This is a genomic window from Paenibacillus sp. J2R1T-4 (assembly GCF_059692235.1).
On the sequence record NZ_JCAUBA010000002.1, the window covers coordinates 238,747 to 260,827 of the forward strand.

The window sequence follows — 22,081 nt, forward strand, 5'->3', positions numbered from 1 at the left end:
ATCTGGTTTACGTTTTGAAACGAACTATGTATAACCTAGGTGTAAGTTGACAACTGAATATCGAAAGTGATCGAGTCCGCGGCGAAGCTATGCCCATCGAGGTCTTGCGGACGGTCAGCGCTAATCAAAAAAACCAAAATTTGGAGGATGAAGAAGATGGCAAATGTAAAAGCGAATGAGCAAGTTGAACAATTATTTTTGTTCGATGATCAAGAAGTTAATCCCGAAACTTTGGTGGGTGAAGATGATGATTTATTTATGGAAGTTTGTGATTTGTTATCATCTGCCAACAATATGAAAACATTGAGAAAAATATTAAGCCAGATTATTAATACAAAGGCTAAAGAATGCAATGTGGAATATTCTTCAAAAGATGAGTCAACCAAACTAATAATTCTTATTTAGATTTCGAACAGGCAACGAAAATCAAAACTAAAACGGAGCGTGGATGAAAATGAATGAAAACCAACAGGAAGATGTTATTCGAACTAAGGACATTGAAGATTACTTTTTTACAAAACTTGTGGCTGCTGGATTGGTCCCTGATAGTAGCGATCTGGAAGTGATTTCCACCATTATTTTTGACTACTTTATTTATCTTGGTCTTATTGATGAGGAAGTGGAGGTAGTACTTACGTAAATCAAGGGATGAAACAGACGGTAAAGAGGATGTGCTTGCTGAGCATGAATCTTTACTTTTGGAATATGCAAAAAAGAATAATCTGAAATATAGGATATACAAGGAAATTGGAAGTTCTGAATACATAGATGCTCGACCAGAGATGATTCGATTATTAAAGGATGTTGAGCTTGATTTATACGATGCAGTACTTGTTGTTGACATTGATCAACTAGGTCGTGGAGATGATGAAGAAAGAGGTCGTATAAAGAGGGTTTTTCGTGAGTCCAATACAATGGTATTAACTCCAACGGGTAGGGTTTATGACTTTAATAATGATGATCAAGCGATAGTTACTGACATTGAGTTGGTCTTTGCTAACTATGAATATCGGATGATCAAGAAGAGGTCGATCCGAGGAAAGAAACAAGGATCTAAGGCGGGGAAATGGACAAACGGTACACCACCATTCCCATATTTCTATAACCGACTAACAAGAGAGCTTGATGTTGACCATGACAAAGAGAAAGTGTATCGGCTGATGATTAAATTGTTCTTAGACGACTTAAAACCATCTCATGAAATAGCCTGGGAACTAAACCGATTAGGTTTCAAGACGAACCGAGATGCTATGTGGAGTGAAAATGCTGTCTATCGTATCATTACAAGCGAAGTTCATTTAGGCAAGGTGGTTTTCGGCAAAACCTCGGGAAGCGGTCATAAGAACAAACGGAAATCTAAAGGTGTAACAGTCAAAGATAAAAATGATTGGATTGTTGCAGAAGGCTCGCACCGCCAATTAAAGACTGAGGAAGAACACCAACGAATTTTAGCATTGTTGGACATGCGGAGATTGAAGCCTATTGGAACACGTCAAAACATACAGGTTTTATCCAAACTCATATACTGCGGTAAGTGTAAAAAATGCATGTCCTTCATTGATAAACGAAACGGTAGAATTTACGTTAAACCCTGTTCAAAGGCGGATCACTTAGGACACCGTTGTAAGAATAGCGGAATGGATATTCAAATTTTATATGCTCAATTATTCTATGACCTTGAAGCTTATGAACAGCAGTTATTCTCAAATAACAGTGCAGATGATTCTAAGGATAGTTCAATTCTTCAAATGGCCCTTTCTAATAAACAGGCAGAATTGGCTAAAATTGAAGGTGGTATTGATCGTATTAAAGACTTATACATTGATGGGGACATTGATAAAACGGAAATGAAACAAAGAACTGATAAACTCGAAAAGGAAATTCAGGCCCGTAAAGAAGAAATCAGAAACCTCGAAAATTCGCTTGGGGTGATGGAAACGGATCGGACAGATAATGACCGTATAGTAGCAATCAAAAGGTTTAAGGAAGCTTGGAATGTGGAGGGTATTGATAAGGATGAGTTGAACAAATTAGCTAAAATGATTATAGATCGGATTGAAGTAATTCGTGATGGTGGTAACATTCAATTAAACATTCAGTTTCTTTAAAATAAGTGGTGGATCACTATATCCAGTATATTCTAATATAGAGTCAAATCCGAAAGCATCGGTCTAAACAGTCTTCGTGCGAAAGAATCGCCGGAGGCTGTTTTGTTGTTTGGTAATTTTTTAATTGTGTGGCAGGGATTTCCTGGTTGGCCGTCGAAAATTGTGAAAGCATGTCGGAATGGAATTACCAATACATTTTTCTGAGGTGAGTTATCTGGAAACAACTATTCAAATAGCTGAAGGTTTAGAGAATGCTTTTCAAGGGAGGAATATTAAGATTACTCTTCCAGATACAGGTAAAGAAATAGCTTTTAAAAAGCTTACTGATTTTATTGAATTTATTCAGAAAGAAGTTGAATTTTGGAGTGCGTTAGGTCAAAATCACGAAATATATAGAAACTATCATCAAATTAATAACTATTTGAACGAAGCACTAAACTATCAATTGAATAACGGGCCTCACGCCATTAATCTACTTACAAATGCCTTAAACATATTTCAACCAAATCAATGGCCTAACCTTCTTTCAATACTTCCTGAGTCAAAAAAAATAATAAACTTGAACAAGACTAATAGTCAATTTGCTCAAGCCTGGTTAGACAATCTTAGACACAAACAATTGATAGGGTATACAACTGATTATTTATCCGGAGTTGTAGATGTAGTAATTACGAAAAATGGTAAAGAAATATTGAAAAAGTCAACTGAAAGTGAAAGAGAAGCACTCTCTGAGATACGAGATTATTATATAGAAGATAGAAAAATACTAAAGGAAGAATATGAATATTCGAAGCATACGATTACTCAAAATTATGAAAAACTTCAAGAGGATATACAAATTTGGCGAGATAAGTTGGATGAATGGGAAGGTCAAACCGAAAGTAATGTAATGGAGTTTTTAAATAAAAGTGAAGCGGAATTTGAAAGGATTAAAGAGTTATATACTGAACAAATGATTTTAAAAGGGCCAGCCTTGCATTGGGAAGAAATAAAAAAAAGCTACAAAATTCAAGGAATAATTTGGGCATCAATAACAGCTTTATTTGTAATTGGTTTCATTATTTTTCTCACGATTTTACTTTATGAAGTTCCATCTTGGGTGGTGAATGCTGACGACAAAAATTCACTATTGAAGAATATAAAAGGAACAGTGCTATTCGCATTAATAATATCTACTATTGCTTACATCATCAGGATATTAGTTAAAATGACTCTAAGCTCATTCCATTTATCTATGGATGCAAAAGAACGGAAGCAATTAACGAACGTTTATTTATCATTACGAAATGAAAAAGCAATGGAAGATAGTGACAGGGGAATTGTATTACAGGCACTATTTAGTAGAGCAGATACTGGGTTATTAAAGGGTGACTCCGCTCCCACGATGCCAGACCCAATGACACTAATAAATTCAGCAAGTGGAAAGTCAGCAGGTATTAAGTAGTTATTACTTTGAATAACCTTTTTTCTACCCCATTAAATGCTCGGGTAAAAGAGAAAACAAACCCATTACACATACTGTGTTTAGCTAACGATTGGTTACTTACACTTACATGTCATTGGAGGTAATATGAAGATTAATGAAAGAGTTAAAAAAAGTAATCCTACACTATGGGAAAACTTCGAAAAGTGTACATCAGAATTTTCAGAAGTAGATGAAGAAGAAGATAGATATAAAGAATTATATTCAAGTAAAGTTAAAGCACTAGATGTAGAATACACAGAACCCTATATGATTTTTTTGGTGTTTGCTCAGCTGAAAAGTTTTACGTACCAATATCAACCAATGGAAAAGGTCTTATATGTAATACCTTTTATATACAAGGGACATTATTGTATCTTTTCAATGGAAAAGTTCGGGCTGAAATTTGCAATATCTACGAAAAACAAGGAGATAATACAACAGTTATTCAATAGGATAAATACTGCAATAAAAATAGCGAATAGATTACTGAGCCCTATAATTGAGGAAACCATTAACAAAGGAGATTTTACTCTAGAAAATAAGTCTGTTGTTCTAAGGAGACGGTATTTATATTTTCGCAACAATGTACAAAAGTGTTTGGAATTTGAGCATGAAAAGCCAGAACATGAGATCTCTGCATTAGTAGCTTTAATGAATAGTCAAACGGAAAAAGAATGGGAGGCTTTATTCAACATACAAGCGATGTTGGATTCCTATTTTAGTTTTCAGGAGCATATTCTTATTTTGTTATTACCATTTAGTCAATTTAATAAAGATGAGGATAACATAACTAAACTCATTGGAAGCGATTGGACTACAAAATTTAATCGAATATTTAAACCACAACAAAATTCAAATATAATGAAGTACTATGAAAATTTAAGGAAAATAAAGGAACTGCGTAATAAATATACCCATGGAGGATTTGAGAAAAAGAACGGTTCGTTATTTGTTCACGTACAGACTATTGGAGCTATCCCGGTAGAATTACCTCAAAGAGAACGTAATGAAAGTACATATTCAATGATACCCATTTACGATATTAATTTTACAGAAGTATGCAAAGTGTTCGATGAGTTTGATTTGTATTTAAATACTTCTGAATGGTCTAGGGCGAACCAAATTCTTGAAGCGGGTATAGATATTAGATATGATATGGAATTCATTGAACAATTAAATATCGCAACTCAATCTGATGAAAGTTTACATAGTTTTTTGGAAATGGAATCGGAAATGTATGCTCGTTATGCGAACATGGATTGGTAATACATAGAGATGCCTAACCCAAGGCATCTCTTTTTCCTATTATGTGTTTTTATCGTCCTCTGGGATATGCTAAACTTGAATCAACAACAAAAGAATCCAAATAAAAAGAAGGTGATGCCCCATGACAACGAACAATAAACCCAATAGACTAGCCAAGGAAAAGTCACCTTACTTGTTACAACATGCTTATAACCCAGTAGAATGGTTTCCTTGGTCAGAAAAAGCTTTTAACAAAGCTAAGCAGGAAAACAAGCCCATCTTCTTATCTATCGGTTATAGCACCTGCCATTGGTGTCACGTAATGGAACACGAATCATTCGAAGACGAGGAAGTAGCCGAGCTGCTTAATCGAGATTACATATCGATCAAGGTCGACCGCGAGGAACGGCCGGATGTGGACCACTTGTATATGCAAGTGTGTCAAGCGATGACCGGGCAGGGCGGGTGGCCGCTGACAGTTATTATGACGCCGGAGAAGAAGCCTTTCTTCGCTGGCACATATTTTCCGAAAAACCGCAAGCATGGTCGCTATGGGATGATGGACATCCTGCCGCAGATTGCCTCCAAATGGACAGAGGACAAGGGAAAGATCGAACAGATCGGCGAAGAGATGGCGGAGGAGACACGCAAGCGGATGGAGTCGAACATCCACGGGGATGCCACTGATGCGTTGTTGCATAATGCTTATGAACACTATGCCCAAACGTTCGATGAGACGTACGGCGGCTTTGGCGGTGCTCCGAAATTCCCTACTGCACATAACTTGTCGTTATTGCTCCGTTACTATAAGAAGACGGGCAATGAGACTGCGCTAGCGATGGTGGAGAAATCTCTGGATGCGATGTATCGAGGCGGTATGTATGATCATATTGGCTTCGGCTTCGCCCGATATTCTACCGATGAGCGATGGCTTGTCCCGCATTTCGAGAAGATGTTATACGACAATGCGCTTCTCACAATCGCTTACGCCGAGGCATACCAAGTTACTGGCAATGAGAAGTATGCGGATGTGATGCACCAGATTCTGACGTACATTCAGCGTGATATGACAGATCCAGAAGGCGGATTCTATTCTGCTGAGGATGCGGATTCCGAAGGCCATGAAGGAAAGTTCTATGTCTGGGATGAGAAGGAAGTGCTTGAGATCCTTGGTGAAGAGGATGGAGAATGGTTCTGCGACCTATATGATATTACTTCCCAAGGCAATTTCGAAGGCCGCAACATTCCGAATCTAATCGAGATGACTCCGGATCGCTTCGCCCGATTGAAGGGACTAAGCGAAGAGCTGCTTGTATCGAAACTGGAGGCTTGCAGACAAGCTTTGTTCGCTTATCGGGAACAGCGAATTCACCCGTACAAGGATGACAAGATTTTGACTTCTTGGAATGGTCTGATGATTGCCGCCTTCGCAAAGGCAGCGAAGGTGTCAGGGAGCAAAGAATATGTGGAGACAGCCCGCAAAGCGGTTACCTTTATTCTTGATAAGCTCCGCCGTCCTGAGGATGGACGCTTATTGGCACGATATCGGGATGGTGAGGCAGCCTATCTCGGTTACGTCGATGATTATGCTTTTCTCGTCTGGGGACTAATTGAGCTCTATGAAGTCACCTTCGACCCGGTACTTCTGGTTACAGCCAAGGAGCTTACGAATGACATGCTGAAGCTGTTCTGGGATGAGGAGAAGGGCGGATTGTTCTTCTACGGTTCAGACGGGGAGCAATTGCTGACTCGGATGAAAGAGATCTATGATGGAGCTCAGCCATCCGGGAACTCCATTGCTGCACTTAATCTACAGCGCCTAGCGAGATATACATATGATGCTAATCTGGCTCAGAAGGTCGAAGAGCAGCTACGTGCTTTCGCTGGATCCGTCACACGTTACCCTTCCGGTCACGCTATGTTCTTATCCGCAGTGGATTTCGCAACTGGAGCACCTGTGGAGATTGTCATTGCGGATGCAAAGGGTTCAGATAACAGTAATAGTAAAGCAATGCTAGAGCTTGTTCACAAGCGCTACTTGCCGAATGCCGTTATTATTCACGTTCCTGACGGACCAGATGGGGACGCGGTCAGAAAGCTTATCCCGATGGTACAGGACAAGCTGTCACTGGGTGGTCGTGCAACTGCTTACGTTTGTGAGAATTATGCCTGTCAAGCTCCCGTAGCTGATTTGGATGAGCTTGAAGAGCTTTTAGCGAGTGTGTAGAGAGAATCACCAGAATCAACAACGCAGAAACAAGGATTATTCTTCAATAGGTGATGATGTGACCAATTGAAAGATAGTCCTTTTTTGCCTGCTATGCAATAATTAGAAGTGTATATTTCTTGATTTGAAGCATCTCATTTAAGGGGGCCAACACCAGTGAATAGCTTTTATGATAGGTTAGGTGTCAAAACGGTCATTAACGCAGCAGACTCTTACACGATGATAGGAGGCTCCATCATGCCTCAAGAGGTCACTCAAGCGATGCTTGAAGCAAGCCGCCATTTCGTTTCCCTGGAAGAGCTTCATCTGGCTGTAGGCTCCAGAATTGCAGCACTGACTCGCAACGAGGCGGCGGTCGTAACAAGTGGAGCGGCTGCCGGATTAGCCGTGTCCGTAGCGGCGTGTATGACATTAAACGAACCATCTCGCGCAATTGACTTACCTCGAACGGAAGGACTGAAAAGGGAAGTGTTGATCTTTGGCAACCAGCGCAACGGCTTCCTGAAGGCAGTCGATCTGACTGGGGCGCAAATCATAGAATGGAATGAACAAGGGCCGGATGCTGCCCAGAAATTAGAAGAAGCGATACATGAACAGACAGCTTGTGTATTGTACTTTGACACTTCCAACTATACGATAAAGGATCTCTCCCTTGAACAAATCATTCAGATCTGCAAAGCTCAAGGAGTACCCATTATTGTGGATGCAGCCGCGCAATTGCCTCCAGTTGAGAATTTGTGGAGGTATACGGAGATGGGTGCCGAAATGGTTATTTTCTCCGGTGGCAAAACCTTACGCGGACCGCAAAGCTCAGGTTTTATTGTGGGGAAGCAGTCCTACATTGAGGCTTGCAGACTATTCGTCGGAGCCAGAGAATCAATAGGACGACCGATGAAGGTAGGAAAAGAGGAGCTGGCTGGATTACTTGCTGCCGTTGAACGTTACATAGGATTGGATCATGCTCTTGCCAAGGAAGCTCATGAGAGGTTAGCGCAGATCATATGTGATCATTTAGCCGACGCTGGTATTCCAGCTGCATTAACTTATCCTGGTCCGACTGGACAAGACTATTCGCTTGTAAAGGTCGATTGCAGCGGGTTGAGCCTTCGCTCAGATGAGATTGCTGAGAAGCTGCTGACTGAATCGCCAAGTATACTAATTGCTTCACCGCCAGGTCCTAATTCATTCATCATTAATCCATTACATATTCAAGAACAGGAAGCGGTTATCATTGTCGATCGATTAAAAACAATCATGCTTCAAAACGGAACATAGTCTGGCGTCTACCGTATCGGATTATCTTGCAGGCCACTAAAGAGCGCCTTGTGAGATAGTCCTTTTTTCTATGTTTGACTTCTTTTTTAATAAATTTTTCGCATGTTTACTGGATATAGTGTAGAATTGTACAGTGAATGTTAGAAGACCAACTATATGAACGATTAGGAGCTGTATGCATGACTAAGGACGAGATCATTATGACCCGTGAGGGCTTGGATAAGATAGTGGATGAATTAGAGGATCTTAAGACAGTCAAGCGTAAAGAGTTAGCCGCGCGTATCAAGCTTGCGATCAGTTACGGCGACCTTAAGGAGAATAGTGAGTATCATTCTGCTAAGAACGATCAGTCCTTCATGGAAACTAGAATCCTTACCTTGCAGAATATGATCAAACGAGCACGTGTGGTGGACGCAGATAGTTTGGATAGCTCAACTGTTAATGTTGGTTCCATTGTTATTCTGAATGACATTGAATTCGAAGAGAAGCTGGAGTATAAAATCGTCGGTCCGGCAGAAGCAGATGTAGCGGATAATAAGATCTCCTATGAGAGCCCGCTCGGAAACGCCCTGATGGGTCAAAAAGTAGGCAGCGTTATCACGGTACCGGCACCTGCAGGATTAATCAAATACGAGCTGCTTGAGATCAAAATCGGGTAGAGTAGCGTACAGAAAAAGGTTAGAAGCTGTCAGCTTCTAACCTTTTTCCTTGTGTGCGTTACTTATTTTGTAGCATCATATTCCATAGCTCCAAGCTCTCGTACCCCAACCTCCAAGCGGCAACGCCTGCAAGATCGTATTTCTTCGCGATATTAAGACGAGCTTTAACCGTGTCTTCACTTTCTAACCACAACACATATTGAAATCCATCTTCGTAATAGTCGATTCGGTATTGTTTGAACTGCTCATCCCAAGTAGAGGTAGCTTTTTTGCTAGCTATCAGGCCTGGGATATCCTTCATGAAGAGCGCACGGTTGCTGACCATAGCTCCATTCCCGTCAATCTTCCACTCCCGCACATAATAAGGAATACCAAGGATTAGCTTCTCACGAGGAATCCCATAGCTAAGGAATTCTTTGACGCCTTCTTCTGCCCACTGCAAGCCAGATACGGATCCTGCGGTTGGACTACCCGAGTAATGCTGATCGTAAGCCATCGTAATGACATAGTCGACAAGGCCGGCAAGCTTCTCATGATCGAAGGCAGATAGGTGATTCCATTTGATGCTTCCGCGAGGGAGGTCAATGGACAAGATCAATCCATTGCTGTGAGTTGCTTGAGAAAGCCGACTAATAAATGCAGTATAGGCAGCGCGGTCTTTCCCAGCCAAGTTCTCGAAATCCACATTAATGCCTTGCACACCTAACTGAAGACATCTGGCTATAAGCTTATTGATGAAATTTTGTTGGGCGGCAACATTTCCAAGAAAATTGGATGTGAGCGTGGAGTCGAATTGATTGGCCACCAATGGATGGACGGCATGACCGCGGCTTTTGAGCCAAGCCACGCTTTCGGCATTGGAAGTATCTTTCAAGTTCCCCTCGGCATCAGCGAGCTGAAACCAAGTAGGGGAGTCTACATCGAGACCAACTGTATTCTGTACCTGTTTCTTAATGGTATCAAAGGCCGAGGAGCCGTTCCAGCCCCAATACTGCAGCTTCTTGAAGTTGTTCCAGACCGTAGTGCCGTCGTACATCCGGACGGATGCGTTCGAATAATGAGTGGCATAGTAGAGCGCATGAGATAATTGCGTATGATCACTTACGAATGAATCCTTTTGATATACACGGTAGAAAGGGAAGTTATTCCATATTTCTTTTCCGTTCTGTTTGATGCGGATATTCGTATACCATTGGGCAAAATAAATCGCATCATCCATATTAGTGAATTCCGTAACGTAATTCTGATCCTGGTACACTTTGTACGAGCTGTAATTCGTGTAAACCACTTTCTTGTTGTCGATCCGCTCCACACGCGAGTTGGACCAATAAAAAGCTTGGATAATGGCATCTTCTAAGTAAGCAAATGTCCAGGATGGTTCAGTATAAGTACCTTGATATAACCTGTACTGCGCCTTTCCAGCTCTGCGTTGTTCTTTGTCTGCAGCAGGGATGTTATCCCAGACCCAGCGGTTAGTCGTCAAATCGATAACGTGAGTGTGCGTGTACCATCTCGACGCGTTAATAGCCTCTTGCAAAGTACTGAATTCCCAAGTGTCCAATGTGATCTCATCCTGCATGAGACGATATTTCGGGTAGTTGTTCCAGACCCAGCCGGTTCCTTGAAGGTCTCTGACGCTGGCATGATCCAACTTCTTGGCCTGGTTAATCGCTTCATTCAGAGTGAAGAAATTCCAATAAGGGGAAGTTTGATCGTATTGATAGACCCGATAGCGTGGAAAGTTGCTCCAGACCCACTGTCGAGTGCCTATTTCCTCAACATAACTATTGTGGAACCAGGATGCATACTGGGTCGCTTGCTGCAAACTAGCAAATTCCGTTAGTGCAACATCGTTCTGATAGACTCTATATTTAGTCGTCAAATCAGCCGCGTGTCCAGTACCAGGTGCGAACAGGGAAAGCAGTACTAATAGCCCAAGCGTTGCGGCAAGGGTTGCAGACAATATACTCTTCTTCATTGATCACTCCTCTTTCTTCTAGTTAGTCTCTTAGATTATAACGTATGAATGCTAGAATAGTTGCGTGGATATTTGTTACATATCGGAGAAAAAACTTGTGGCAGCATTAAAAAACCTCCCGGATTCAAATAATCCGAGAGGTCTTGTCCTAAATTTGACTATGATGCGTATGGATTAAGCTGTAATGTCAGCGTACATCTCATCTTCGATATCCAGTTGAATCTGGCTGCGAAATACGCGTTGATTGTATTGTTTCAGCACATATCGCTCGATCGCTTCCAACATATTGGCTTCGATCAGAATTTGACTTCGGCCTTCAGCTTGAACTTCTGCTGAGTATCCCAATTCTTCATCCCACATGAGTTCCACATGGACTTGGTTAGGGGATATTTGCTTGCGTTCCGAAATGTGCAAGCAGATTGCATTCACAATCTCCTGCTCTGTTAGTCTCATTCCTGGAACCTCTTCTTCTGTGCTTGGTTACGATCACGGAAGTACACATATATTTTGCGGATTACTACGAACAAGACGACGATGGCGAGCACGTTGACAAGCATTCCGAGTATATCACCCATGAAGCCTAAGCCTCCGAACATTCCGCCGAACAGCATTCCTGCTAATCCACCGATCATTAAGCCTTTCATTAATCCGCCACCGCTGAAAAATCCACGATTTGCTGTTGTAGCTGCCCCTGGTGTTGTTGTTGACTTCGCCGGATCAGTCTTTGTTACTCCACTGTCCTTAGACGGAGAAGTAGGTGAATAGGATTTGCTAGGGGCTTTGTAAGAACTGCCTCTTTTTGCTGCATCCGCATAGTTGGCTGAACTGAAGGAGACAACCACCAGACAAGCCATCAGAATCAGCATCATTCTTTTCATGTTTCTTTACCCTCCTGTGATAAATACATAGTTTTGTACCTATATGGTTCTACGAATATATTGAGCCAAGGTTTCATATTTTATAACATGGATTGTGATATAATAGAAAAATATTTTTGAATAGTCGTAAGAGGTGCTGTTGTGAACAATTATCCGCAAGCGTATATACAATATTTGGTTCATTTTCATGGGGATCGGGATTGGTTCGAATGTCATGAAATCCTTGAGGAATACTGGAAGTCGAATCCCGACGATACTAGAAATCGCACGTGGGTTGGATTGATCCAGATTGCGGTTGGTCTATACCATGAGCGCAGAGGAAACAAGATTGGCGCAGTCAAGATGTTGAACAGCGCCGTGCAGAATCTGCAAGCTGATGTCTTGTTGAGCTTAGGCCTGGATGCTGAGCTTACTTTGATGCGTGTACAGGAGCGTGCTGATCTAGTTCAACTAGCAGAGAATCCAGTATCTTTTCAGGATATTAATCTGCCTATTACAGATAAGCTGTTGCTGGATCGATGCCTGGAGCTGTGTAACGAGCTCGGCCTGACATGGGAAGCGACAAGCATGCTGGAGGATCGGATGCTTATTCATAAACATACCCTTCGGGATCGGTCCGAGGTCATTGCTGCCAGACAGGAGCAAGCTAGACTAAGACGAAAGGGGAGCTAAAGTCTTGACGGTTAAATCAACCGCTACTCAAATTGTTGTTGTAGATGATGAGCCCCATATTACGGAGGTGATTCGGCTCTACCTCGAGCACGCGAATTACGAGGCCGTGATTCTGCATAGCTGTGAGGATGCCCTCAATTATATGAAGCAACAGAATAACCATGATCTCGTTCTTCTTGATGTGATGCTTCCAGACGGATCTGGCTTCGAGCTGTGTAACCAGATCCGATCGTTGGAGGGGGCAGCAGGACTTGTACCGATCATATTCCTTACGGCAAAAGGCGAACCAATGGATAAGCTGAGAGCGTTCAATATGGGCGTGGACGATTATATTGTGAAGCCATTCGATCCAAACGAGCTTATTGCTCGTATCAAAGCGGTGCTTCGCAGGAGTAACGGCGCCGCCATGAAGACGAGTGACGAAGTACGCGAGCCGCAGCCGCAGAAACAAAAGGGACTTGAAATAGGTACCCTTTCCATTGATCTGCAGCGCTATAAAGTATCGGTTGACGGTCAGAGGATCGACTTGACTCCCAAGGAGATTGAGCTGCTTCATTTTCTCGCGACCAACCCTAATCGTGTCTATACTCGTGAAGATTTGTTAATGCATGTATGGAAATTTGATTTCAATGGCGGTACTCGTACGGTCGATGCTCATGTCAAAAATTTACGCAAGAAGTTAGGCATACATAGTGAATGGAGCATCGAGACGTTATGGGGGATCGGCTATGCGTTTGAGATTAAACCTGATGTTTAAACGTCTTGGTCGGAGTTTGTATCTTAAACTATTTTTGTCGTTTTTGGCAACATGTGTATTGTTCTTTGCGGCATTGGCCTTGTTCTGGAACTTTTATTTTTCCGATTTATTTTATAAAGAGAAGAAAGAGCTTCTGCTCGAAAGAGCTGGAGAGGTAGACAAGCTGCTCACTCCTGTTCAAGAAGGAGTTATGTCCGTTCGAGAAATGCGTCTCGGGCTAAGGATTCTGGGCAGAAGCTTCAATGGTCAAGTGTGGATCGTGGATCAAAAAGGAGTTATCCTCTATAGCTCCTTGGAGCGTGAGGGGACGCTGATTCCCAAAACGATGGACTCCATGTTTCTGGATGCCCTTCGCAGCAAATCGGGCTATTCTACAACCGTTCTTGCTCAAGGAGATCTGCAAACTGCCAAACATGTACTGACGTATTATTCCTCCATCACTTATAACAATAAACCGGCTGTTCTCTTCCTGCATACTCCTGCCGAGGACATCAGCGAAGCAGTTCAAGCGGTAAGGTGGAATATCATTGTGCCGTTAATGTTCTCCTTGCTTGCTGTTGGTATTATTCTTTTCTCCATATCCCGCCGTCTCGCAGGGCCGCTGCAGCAAATGAATTCAAGCGCACTAGCCATGGCCGATGGAGATTTCAGCAGACGGGTGCCTATCATATCCAATGATGAGATCGGTCAATTGGCCAGCAGTTTCAATTTCATGGTGGATCAGTTGGAACAGTGGGAGGATTCCCGCAAAGATTTTCTGGCCAATGTGTCTCATGAGCTTCGATCGCCGCTAACTACACTACGAGGCTTCATAGTAGCTATGAATGACGGGGTTATTCCGGAAGAGAAACATCCCCACTATTTAAAAATATGCGATTATGAAGTCCAACGACTTCAACGATTGGTTAGTGATTTGCTTGATCTTGCCCGCATTCAGAACGGAACGGATGTCTTCGATCCGGTGCGTCTAGATGTGACACATAAGACCGGCGAAGTACTGGATTGGCTGCTCCCATCCTTTCAAAGCAAGCAATTGCAAGTTCATATTCACTTTCCTCATCCGGATAACCCGCCGATCTATTGTATGCTGGATCCGGATCGTTTCGCTCAGATCATTCAGAACCTGCTCTATAACGCAATTCAGTTCACACCGAATCATGGGACTATTGAAGTAAAGCTGGAAGCTGAAGATGAGTTTTGTTGCTTGATCATCAAGGATAATGGAATCGGAATGACGGAAGACGAGATGCAGCGCATCTGGGATCGCTTCTTCAAAGCCGATCGCTCCAGGGGGGAGCGTACGACAGGAACAGGTCTTGGTCTGACTATCGTGAAACATTTGGTGATCGGTATGAAAGGACAGATTGATGTATCGAGCCGTGTAGGTGAAGGGACAGAATTTCATCTGAAGTTTCCTATCCTTATAGAAGAACCCATAATGGAGAAACAAACTAGCTGATACTAGCTGCTGAATAAGCGCTGGTATCAGTTTTTTTATGTTTCACACTTAATTTACAAATCGCACACTCTTCTATCAAGTTTATGGCCTATTCTGGTTCCGTAGGCTGATAGAAGACAGGAATTGCATGATGAAAGGAAAGGCCAATCGACGAATGGACGGGATGATTGGGGGAGAGGTTCGGTGAGGAGAAGAACACTCTTATTATTAAGCAGTGCGGTTTGGTTCTGTTTGCTAACAGGATGTGCAAGCGGCGGGATGTCTTTTGCCCAAGGGCACGAAAAGGATAATGTCAGCCAGATTGTAAAAGAGCAGGATGCTGCACACGAGAATACCGATGAATTCCTCCAGAGTCAACCAGAGAGACAGTTGTTTATCGTTTTCTTTGCTCTTTTACAGATGGACAAGAGACCGGATCTCGTCATTAAGGACAATCAGGCTGAAACGTTATTGCCAGTAGTGAAAGAGGCGATGTCATCAGGTGAATTGTCTCAAGCCATGCGAAAAGTTCTTGAAAGTACGTTGAATGTTGAGCAACAAATTTTCTTTGAAGAGATCCAGACTCAGATGAGGAATAGGGCATTGAACCGCAAGCCCGGACCGCCCCCTGGTTCAACCATGACGGAAGAGGATCGGAAAGTCCTGATGGAGGATCTTAAGCAGCGGAGACTTACCGAATCCCATTCAGATGATCCGAAGGATTCTAGCTTCGATCCTACCCCTCCACCTGAACTTCCAATGGATAAGAATGTGGAACAGCAGCTTGTTGAATTGTTGGAGAGCAAGAAATGGAATGCGCTTACGAAGTAAATTGCTTCACAAATTTAAGCTTAGGCTTCGCAAATTTAAGCTTATGCTTACGATGTTAATTTTCTTCGAAAATTTAAGCTTATGCTTACGATGTAAATTTTCTTCGAAAATTATTAGATTATGCTTACGAAGTAAATTTGCTTCGCAAATTTTTAAGGAGGTCATAACATGCGTTGGTTGCGCAAAAAATCAGTTATTTGGAGTTTCGTAGTCATAGCAGTATGTGGAGGGACGACTTATTATTACATGCAGCAAGGCGGAAAGAGCAGTGCTGAAGAAGCGACCGAAGTGGTCGTCGAAGCGAAGAAATCCGATATCCGTTTCTCGGTATCCGGCACCTCCCAACTAGAAGCCAAAGATTCGCAAATTATTACATCTCCTGCAGATGGAACCATTAAGACCATGAATCTGACACGGAACCAGGAAGTGAAGGCAGGAGACCTCTTGTTCGAGGTAAGCAGTCCTACGCTTGAGAATAATCTTCAAAAGGCGCAAGCGACATATGCCTCCTTGCAAAAAGATTTAGTGGATATCAACACACAAGTGGCGGCATTAACAACTCTAGCTCCAATAAATGGGAAGTTTACCTTGGCTGATAAATTAGATGTTGGATCAACGGTAACAAAAAATTCTTTGATCGGGACGATCTCGGATAACTCCACATTGCTAGTAAGCATCCCATTTTCATTAGAAGATGCAGTGCAATTCAAGCCAGGAATGGATGTTGATCTTGCGATCGATGGATTCATGCTGTCCAAATCCGGTCAAATCATATCAATCGGAAAAGATCCTCGTGGTGACGGCAAGGGTGGCAAAATGATTGATATAGAGATCTCCATCACGAACGATGCAACAATGGAAGCGGGATTGAAGACCAAAGCGAGCGTTATACTAAATGGTCGGGAGGTCATTTCCAAAGAATCCGGTACATTACGATATAGCAAAATCGTATCGATTCAAGCCAATGTTCCTGGAACGATCAACACTTTAAATTATAAGACGGGAGCCTATTTGTACGCAGGGGACATTATTTCCAAAATTACGAATGAAACATTAAAGGATGATATCACTAATAAACAGTCCGCCATTGATTTGCAAAAAATTACATTGGATGACTTTGCGGAAAAAGTGAAAGCACTGAAGGTTACTGCTCCATTCACAGGTGCATTCTCAACGGATTTCGTTAACAAAAGAGTCAATATTCTTACAACCTATACACCTGGTGCAAAGATTCAAGCCAATGTTCAACTTGGAGCTGTAGCCAGCTTGAATACGATGCAGCTGCCGATTCAAGTGGATGAGCTAGATCTGCCCAATATAAGAGCAGGGATGAAAGCAGAGATAAAAGCGGACTCCATCCAAAACCGAATCTTCGAAGGGGAAGTAAGTCAAGTTTCTACTGTGGGAACAACAACAAACGGGGTAACGTTCTATGATGTCGTACTAACGGTGAAGAATGCCAGCCTGTTGAAATATGGAATGACAGCTACGGCTGAAATCTTGATTCAGGATAAGAAAGGGATTATAACACTTCCTAATGAAGCTTTACAGCAAGCGCAAGGCAGACGTTTCGTTACATTAAAGAAGGCGGATGGAAGCATAGAGGAACGGCATGAGATCAAGATCGGTATTCGTAGCAAGACAGAAGTAGAGATAACCGAAGGTCTCAAGGAAGGTGATAAGGTCGTCATTCCTCTGCCTAAAAAGGCAGCGAATATGAGTCAAGCTGATATCGATGCACTGAGACAGCAGTTCCAGCAAGGAGGGGCAAATGGCGCCGTACCAGGCGGAATCAGTCCGGAGCAGATGGAACAGCTTCAGCAGCTTCGCCAACAATTCGGCAATGGCGGTGGAGGCGGAGGCAATGCAGGAGGCAATGCAGGTCGAAATGCAGGCGGTGGAGGCAATGCAGGCGGTGGCGCGAACGCAGGCGGAGGCAATGCAGGTGGAGCAGCGAACCGGTAATGGCGGGAAGGAGGGGCAGCTATGGATATGATACACATTCACAACATTACTAAAGTTTACCGTCGCGGTGATCAGGAGCTGCATGTGCTCAGAGAACTATCTTTGTCTGTGCAGAAAGGCGATTTTGTTGCCATTATTGGACCGAGCGGATCAGGCAAATCGACATTGATGAATATGATCGGGCTTTTGGATGCCCCTACCTCGGGCACCTACTCCTTGGACGGTGTAGCAACCGAGAAAATGTCTGATAATCAGCTTGCGCAGCTTAGAAATCAGAAGATCGGCTTCATCTTCCAACAATTCAATCTGCTGCCAAGGTTAAATGCAATTGAGAACGTAGAGCTTCCCATGATCTATGCGGGTGTGACTAAGAAAGAACGGCGAGAAAGAGCGCATAAGATGCTTGAGATGCTCGGTATGGCTGAGCGAGGACATCATAAGCCTAGCGAGCTGTCCGGTGGACAACAGCAGCGCGTGGCTATAGCGAGGGCGTTAGCCATATCGCCCTCGCTAATTCTGGCCGATGAACCAACGGGTGCTTTGGACTCCAAGACGGGTGAAGAAGTGCTCGAGCTGGTGATGAAGCTGAATGAAGAAGGAAATACGATCGTTCTTATTACGCATGACCCGCATATAGCCAGTTACGCCAAACGTGTAGTGGCACTCCGTGATGGAATGATCGTCAGCGATCACAGGAATAACACGTTCACTGTTAAGACTTTGCAGGAGGCGATGCATTCATGAGGCTGGGAGAACTAATTGCAATGGCAATGCGGACGGTATTAGCTAACCCGCTTCGCACCATTCTTACGATGCTCGGAGTCATAATCGGTGTAGCTTCGGTAGTTACCTTGGTTGCGATCGGAAGAGGGACGTCCGCAGAGATTGAAAAGCAATACGAGAATCTGGGTACGAATATGCTTGTCGTGAATGTGATGGGTAACGGTCGAGCTACACAGTTGGATTACAATGAATTGATGAAGTTCGAAGGATTCCCCGAATTCGAGACCATTGCTCCCACGATTACAAAAGCAGGATCGAATGTGAAATACGACCGTACCCAAGAGAAGTATACCGTTATTGGTACGAACGATCGATTCCCGGCAATCAATAAAGCCCAAGTGGACCTAGGCAGATTCGTCTCGGAAGCGGATCTGGATTTGAGGGCGAACGTGGCTGTACTGGGGAGTGAAGTGTCGAAGAAATTTTTCGGATACTTAAGTCCAATAGGGGAGCAAATCAATATTGACGGTGTAGTGTTCACAATTGTAGGACGTATGAAGGAAAAAGGACAGAACATTAACGGCAATTCGATTGACAGCATGATTATGGTTCCGCTCGAAAGCGCGAGAAGGCAATTCAAATTGGGGAATATCCGGACCACCTATATTGAAGCGCCGACCAAAGAGGACATCTATAAAGCGCAAGATACAATGAAGCAATACTTAACCTACAAATTCAAAAGCGATACCGGGTTTCAGCTGGTGAACCAGGACGAGCTCTTGAATGCGAAGACAGCGACCACCAATACACTCACGAAGCAGCTAGTCAGTGTAGCCTGTATATCCCTGCTCGTGGGAGGCATTGGGATTATGAACATCATGCTCGTGACTGTCAGTGAGAGAACGAGAGAGATCGGGATTCGCAAATCCATCGGGGCAAAGAGACGAAACATATTATTCCAGTTTCTAGTGGAAGCTGCTGTCATCAGCGGCATGGGAGGATTGTTCGGATTACTGCTCGGGATCGGATTGTCGATTGCTTGGCCTGCCTTCAATCCGGACCAGCCTACTCAGATTTCTGCCGATATTAGTATCTACGCATTCCTTTTCTCAGCACTTGTGGGTATTATATTCGGACTTTATCCTGCCAACAAAGCGTCCAAGCTCCGTCCGATTGATGCATTAAGATTCGATTAATTAGTTAATTACATTAAGTAATTTGTGGAGGTAGGAACATGTATAAACTCAAGCGCCATGGCCATCGCAGCTATTCTTACTTGCTCCTTTTTATTCTTTTTAGTCTGGTGATAGCTCCCTTATGGTCCACTCCAGCTCAAGCAGGTAAAGAAGGGGTGTATCTCAGTAATAATGTATATTTTACGCTAAGTGATGTACTATTGTCGTCCGGATCGGATTCTCAGAACTTAAGATTCGCTCTGAATCTCGTCAATGACAGCGATAATGCTGTAGATTACAATGCTTTTGGTGCCAGAGTAACCGATTCATCCGGGAGCAGCTACTCCGTTCAATTAAGCGAAAAAACTTCAGCACGAGTACAGCCGCATAAGGCGCAAGCATTCAAGTATTCCAGTGCGATCACATCGGGACTGAACGTTAGCGACTTACGAGTGGTTCTGTTCGCTTGGGATTCAAGTGAGGCCGATTACATGCGTGACTTGGGATCCTTGTCTGTGGGGGAGGCAGCATCTGACCAGACGACGAGCAAACAGTCCTTGATCTTGAATATTGGTGAAGTGGATGCCACTTTGCCAGTCGATGCAGTAGTGTCAATTGAACCTGTCTCTAGCACGAAGGTTGTCAAGGATGGCGTCTGGACGATGTATGTGAACCTGCGTATAGAGAATTTGGGATCATCCGGGTTCAAGCTTCCTGCAGGAATTACATTTCAATTGGTCGATGCCAGAGGGCTTTCCTTCACGGCAACGGCTGCAGCAGGCAATGACATTTTACTGCCTAAGCAAGCTAGTAAGCTGACTCTGCAAGCCAATGTCGGAGGATCATTTACAGACGATCAGTTCTCTGTTCAATTCTTGAGTAAGACCCAGACTGCGACGACGCTGCTCGGCTCGCTTGCCATTCTGAATTCGGACTCGTTCCAAGTCGGACAAGTGCATGATTTGCCATCACTTTATCCAAATGGCGTAACCATCTCCCTTGATCACGCAAGCTTCAAATCTCTTGCCGATGGGGTCACGGTAGATGCCACAGTAGATTTAATCAATAACGGGAAGTCCATCATTACGTTACCTGCGATATCGGCTGCCTATCAGGGGAATACAAGCGGTCTATCCGTAGCCTCTTCTGAGGCCGTATCCCAATCGTACTTATCGCCTAAGGAATCGATCACACAAACATTCCGGGCCACGTTGCCAATCGGTGCGGATATGAAAGACACAAGTCTCATCCTGTTCGAGAAGAAGAGCGGAACTCCGGCTGTCTTGCTGCCTATAATAAGCTTCAGTATGGCAGGATCAGACCCTTCAGGTTCCGGGGTTATAACTCCAACCAATGGAACAACGGTGAACACATCTGCAGGCGCCCTAGCCATTGAATGGAAGCAAACCCAACGGCTAACGTTGGAGAGTGATGATGTATTGTTAAGTGAGTTTACAGTTCGAAATGTTACAGGCAGTATCGTTACGTTACCACCTTTATATGGTGGGTTCTCTATCGGGGACTTCGAAGTCACGGGCAAGGCGGTCCGACTGCAGTCTTCTGCATATATTAACCCTAACGATACGACCACTGTTTATTTATACAGTAAAATTCCTTATACACTCGATGCCTCCAAAGGAACCATATTTATTGGGGAAGGGACGACGCAAAGCTCCGGCGGCGGCGGTTCGGGAGCAGCCTCAGGAGCGGGAACTAATGCAAATGCTCCAGCAACGGTTACTCCTACACAAGAATGGTTGAGAGCTTCTTTCACCATTCAAGATGATGGGATTGCGACCATAGGTAAGGCTTCTGAATGGACAATCTCCGATCAAGGACGCGGTTCCGTTGCGTCGGTGATCGACTCGCAAGTGTTCACAATCGCAAGCACCAACCAGAAGATGCTGGCGGTTCGTCTGATCCAGACTGGTAAAGAGAAACGCATTGGTAATATCGTACCTTATTCCGGTTATTTCGTCGGCCCAGACGGGTCGATCTGGAATGCAAAGGTGACGGAGGAGTCTGGACGCTTCTGTAACGGCTGTGTGGCTTTGACCACACTATGGGTGCCTTTGCCAGAGGTTGTATCTTCTTCCTTAACCGAGTACGATCTGGTGTTCGGTCAGAAGCTCGACGAGACTGCACTTACCAGTGTGCATCGTTTCAGTATGACCAATCTGGGATCGCAGCTCCCGATCCCAGTCGCCAAAGCTGTAACGGCGAGCGATACAGTACTTGTAACCAGCATCTCGAATGCGGCTAATAATCTCGGAACATTCGATTTATACCCTTACAGCGTAACGTTCAATAATTTCTCTGCTTATCGGTTAATAAGTTCTTCGAACCGATATGAAGTGAACTTCACATTTTCCAGTGGAAAACTATATCCCGTAGCAGGGGGGAATAAGAATCGTTCTCTTGTAATCGAAATCAGAGATTCCAACGATGTTCTAATGAAGTCCTGGGAGTATCCGCTTGAGGGCGCAGGTGCTTTGGCGAATGGAGCAATCAAACTGACGGCAGATGTTGCGAATAGTCCGGATATTACCCCAACGTACGCCCCGCGTGCCTATGTATATGAGAAATTTGAGGGCGGACTTCGTTTGCTCGGCTCCAATACAGTGGATACTCCTCAGCAATAACGTTACAGCTTATACAAAAGAACCTGGCGCACTTCAGCCAGGT

19 protein-coding genes are annotated in these 22,081 nt (G+C 43.7%); 16 read left to right on the forward strand and 3 right to left on the reverse strand.

Annotated features, from left to right (window positions below):
• Positions 1-156 precede the first annotated feature (156 nt).
• The 8 genes from AC58QD_RS04705 to greA all read left to right on the forward strand — a co-directional run bounded on the left by AC58QD_RS04705 (position 157) and on the right by greA (position 8,979).
• Complete coding sequence (locus AC58QD_RS04705) at positions 157-405, forward strand: hypothetical protein (RefSeq protein WP_497330539.1); 249 nt, start codon at positions 157-159, stop codon at positions 403-405.
• A 49-nt stretch (positions 406-454) separates the two neighbouring features.
• Positions 455-640 (forward strand): YozD family protein, encoded by a 186-nt coding sequence (locus AC58QD_RS04710; protein WP_497330541.1) that lies wholly within the window; start codon positions 455-457, stop codon positions 638-640.
• Positions 641-671: 31 nt separating this feature from the next.
• Complete coding sequence (locus AC58QD_RS04715) at positions 672-2,108, forward strand: recombinase family protein (RefSeq protein WP_497330543.1); 1,437 nt, start codon at positions 672-674, stop codon at positions 2,106-2,108.
• 178 nt (positions 2,109-2,286) lie between these two features.
• Positions 2,287-3,552, forward strand: coding sequence for a DUF6161 domain-containing protein (locus AC58QD_RS04720; RefSeq protein WP_497330545.1), 1,266 nt, complete (start codon positions 2,287-2,289; stop codon positions 3,550-3,552).
• Positions 3,553-3,678: 126 nt separating this feature from the next.
• Positions 3,679-4,839, forward strand: coding sequence for a hypothetical protein (locus tag AC58QD_RS04725; protein WP_497330547.1), 1,161 nt, complete (start codon positions 3,679-3,681; stop codon positions 4,837-4,839).
• 121 nt (positions 4,840-4,960) lie between these two features.
• On the forward strand, positions 4,961-7,045 hold the full coding sequence (locus AC58QD_RS04730) for a thioredoxin domain-containing protein (RefSeq protein WP_497330549.1): 2,085 nt from the start codon (positions 4,961-4,963) through the stop codon (positions 7,043-7,045).
• Positions 7,046-7,201: 156 nt separating this feature from the next.
• The gene (locus AC58QD_RS04735) at positions 7,202-8,320 is read left to right on the forward strand and encodes an aminotransferase class V-fold PLP-dependent enzyme (protein ID WP_497330551.1); all 1,119 of its coding nucleotides are present in this window, start codon (positions 7,202-7,204) and stop codon (positions 8,318-8,320) included.
• Positions 8,321-8,499: 179 nt separating this feature from the next.
• Positions 8,500-8,979 carry a transcription elongation factor GreA gene (greA, locus tag AC58QD_RS04740; RefSeq protein ID WP_497330553.1) on the forward strand — a complete coding sequence of 160 codons (480 nt, stop codon included), beginning with the start codon at positions 8,500-8,502 and terminating at the stop codon, positions 8,977-8,979.
• A 58-nt stretch (positions 8,980-9,037) separates the two neighbouring features.
• On the opposite strand, the gene AC58QD_RS04745 is transcribed toward greA, so the two are convergent.
• The 3 genes from AC58QD_RS04745 to AC58QD_RS04755 all read right to left on the reverse strand — a co-directional run bounded on the left by AC58QD_RS04745 (position 9,038) and on the right by AC58QD_RS04755 (position 11,835).
• Positions 9,038-10,957 (reverse strand): glycosyl hydrolase family 18 protein, encoded by a 1,920-nt coding sequence (locus AC58QD_RS04745; protein WP_497330555.1) that lies wholly within the window; start codon positions 10,955-10,957, stop codon positions 9,038-9,040.
• A gap of 174 nt (positions 10,958-11,131) precedes the next feature.
• Entirely contained in the window at positions 11,132-11,410 is a 279-nt protein-coding gene (locus tag AC58QD_RS04750) for a DUF2653 family protein (protein WP_497330557.1), read from the reverse strand.
• Positions 11,407-11,835 (reverse strand): hypothetical protein, encoded by a 429-nt coding sequence (locus AC58QD_RS04755; RefSeq protein WP_497330559.1) that lies wholly within the window; start codon positions 11,833-11,835, stop codon positions 11,407-11,409. Before AC58QD_RS04755 ends, AC58QD_RS04750 begins: the two co-directional genes overlap by 4 nt.
• Positions 11,836-11,976: 141 nt before the next feature.
• Between AC58QD_RS04755 and AC58QD_RS04760 the strand changes: the two genes are divergently transcribed.
• From AC58QD_RS04760 to AC58QD_RS04795, 8 genes are all read left to right on the forward strand, one after another.
• Positions 11,977-12,507 carry a DUF309 domain-containing protein gene (locus tag AC58QD_RS04760; RefSeq protein WP_497330561.1) on the forward strand — a complete coding sequence of 177 codons (531 nt, stop codon included), beginning with the start codon at positions 11,977-11,979 and terminating at the stop codon, positions 12,505-12,507.
• A 4-nt stretch (positions 12,508-12,511) separates the two neighbouring features.
• Positions 12,512-13,264: a response regulator transcription factor gene (locus tag AC58QD_RS04765; RefSeq protein WP_497330563.1), complete on the forward strand. Its 753-nt coding sequence runs from the start codon at positions 12,512-12,514 to the stop codon at positions 13,262-13,264.
• The gene (locus AC58QD_RS04770; RefSeq protein WP_497330565.1) at positions 13,236-14,723 is read left to right on the forward strand and encodes a sensor histidine kinase; all 1,488 of its coding nucleotides are present in this window, start codon (positions 13,236-13,238) and stop codon (positions 14,721-14,723) included. Before AC58QD_RS04765 ends, AC58QD_RS04770 begins: the two co-directional genes overlap by 29 nt.
• Before the next feature lie 183 nt (positions 14,724-14,906).
• Positions 14,907-15,533, forward strand: a complete 627-nt coding sequence (locus AC58QD_RS04775; protein WP_497330567.1) for a hypothetical protein — start codon at positions 14,907-14,909, stop codon at positions 15,531-15,533.
• A gap of 168 nt (positions 15,534-15,701) precedes the next feature.
• Positions 15,702-17,498, forward strand: a complete 1,797-nt coding sequence (locus AC58QD_RS04780) for an efflux RND transporter periplasmic adaptor subunit (RefSeq protein ID WP_497330569.1) — start codon at positions 15,702-15,704, stop codon at positions 17,496-17,498.
• A 21-nt stretch (positions 17,499-17,519) separates the two neighbouring features.
• A complete protein-coding gene (locus AC58QD_RS04785) occupies positions 17,520-18,242 on the forward strand; it encodes an ABC transporter ATP-binding protein (protein ID WP_497330571.1) in 723 nt (240 codons plus the stop codon).
• The gene (locus AC58QD_RS04790; protein WP_497330573.1) at positions 18,239-19,417 is read left to right on the forward strand and encodes an ABC transporter permease; all 1,179 of its coding nucleotides are present in this window, start codon (positions 18,239-18,241) and stop codon (positions 19,415-19,417) included. The genes AC58QD_RS04785 and AC58QD_RS04790 overlap by 4 nt, the downstream gene beginning before the upstream one ends.
• A 38-nt stretch (positions 19,418-19,455) precedes the next feature.
• A complete protein-coding gene (locus AC58QD_RS04795; protein WP_497330575.1) occupies positions 19,456-22,038 on the forward strand; it encodes a hypothetical protein in 2,583 nt (860 codons plus the stop codon).
• The last annotated feature ends 43 nt before the right edge of the window (positions 22,039-22,081 follow it).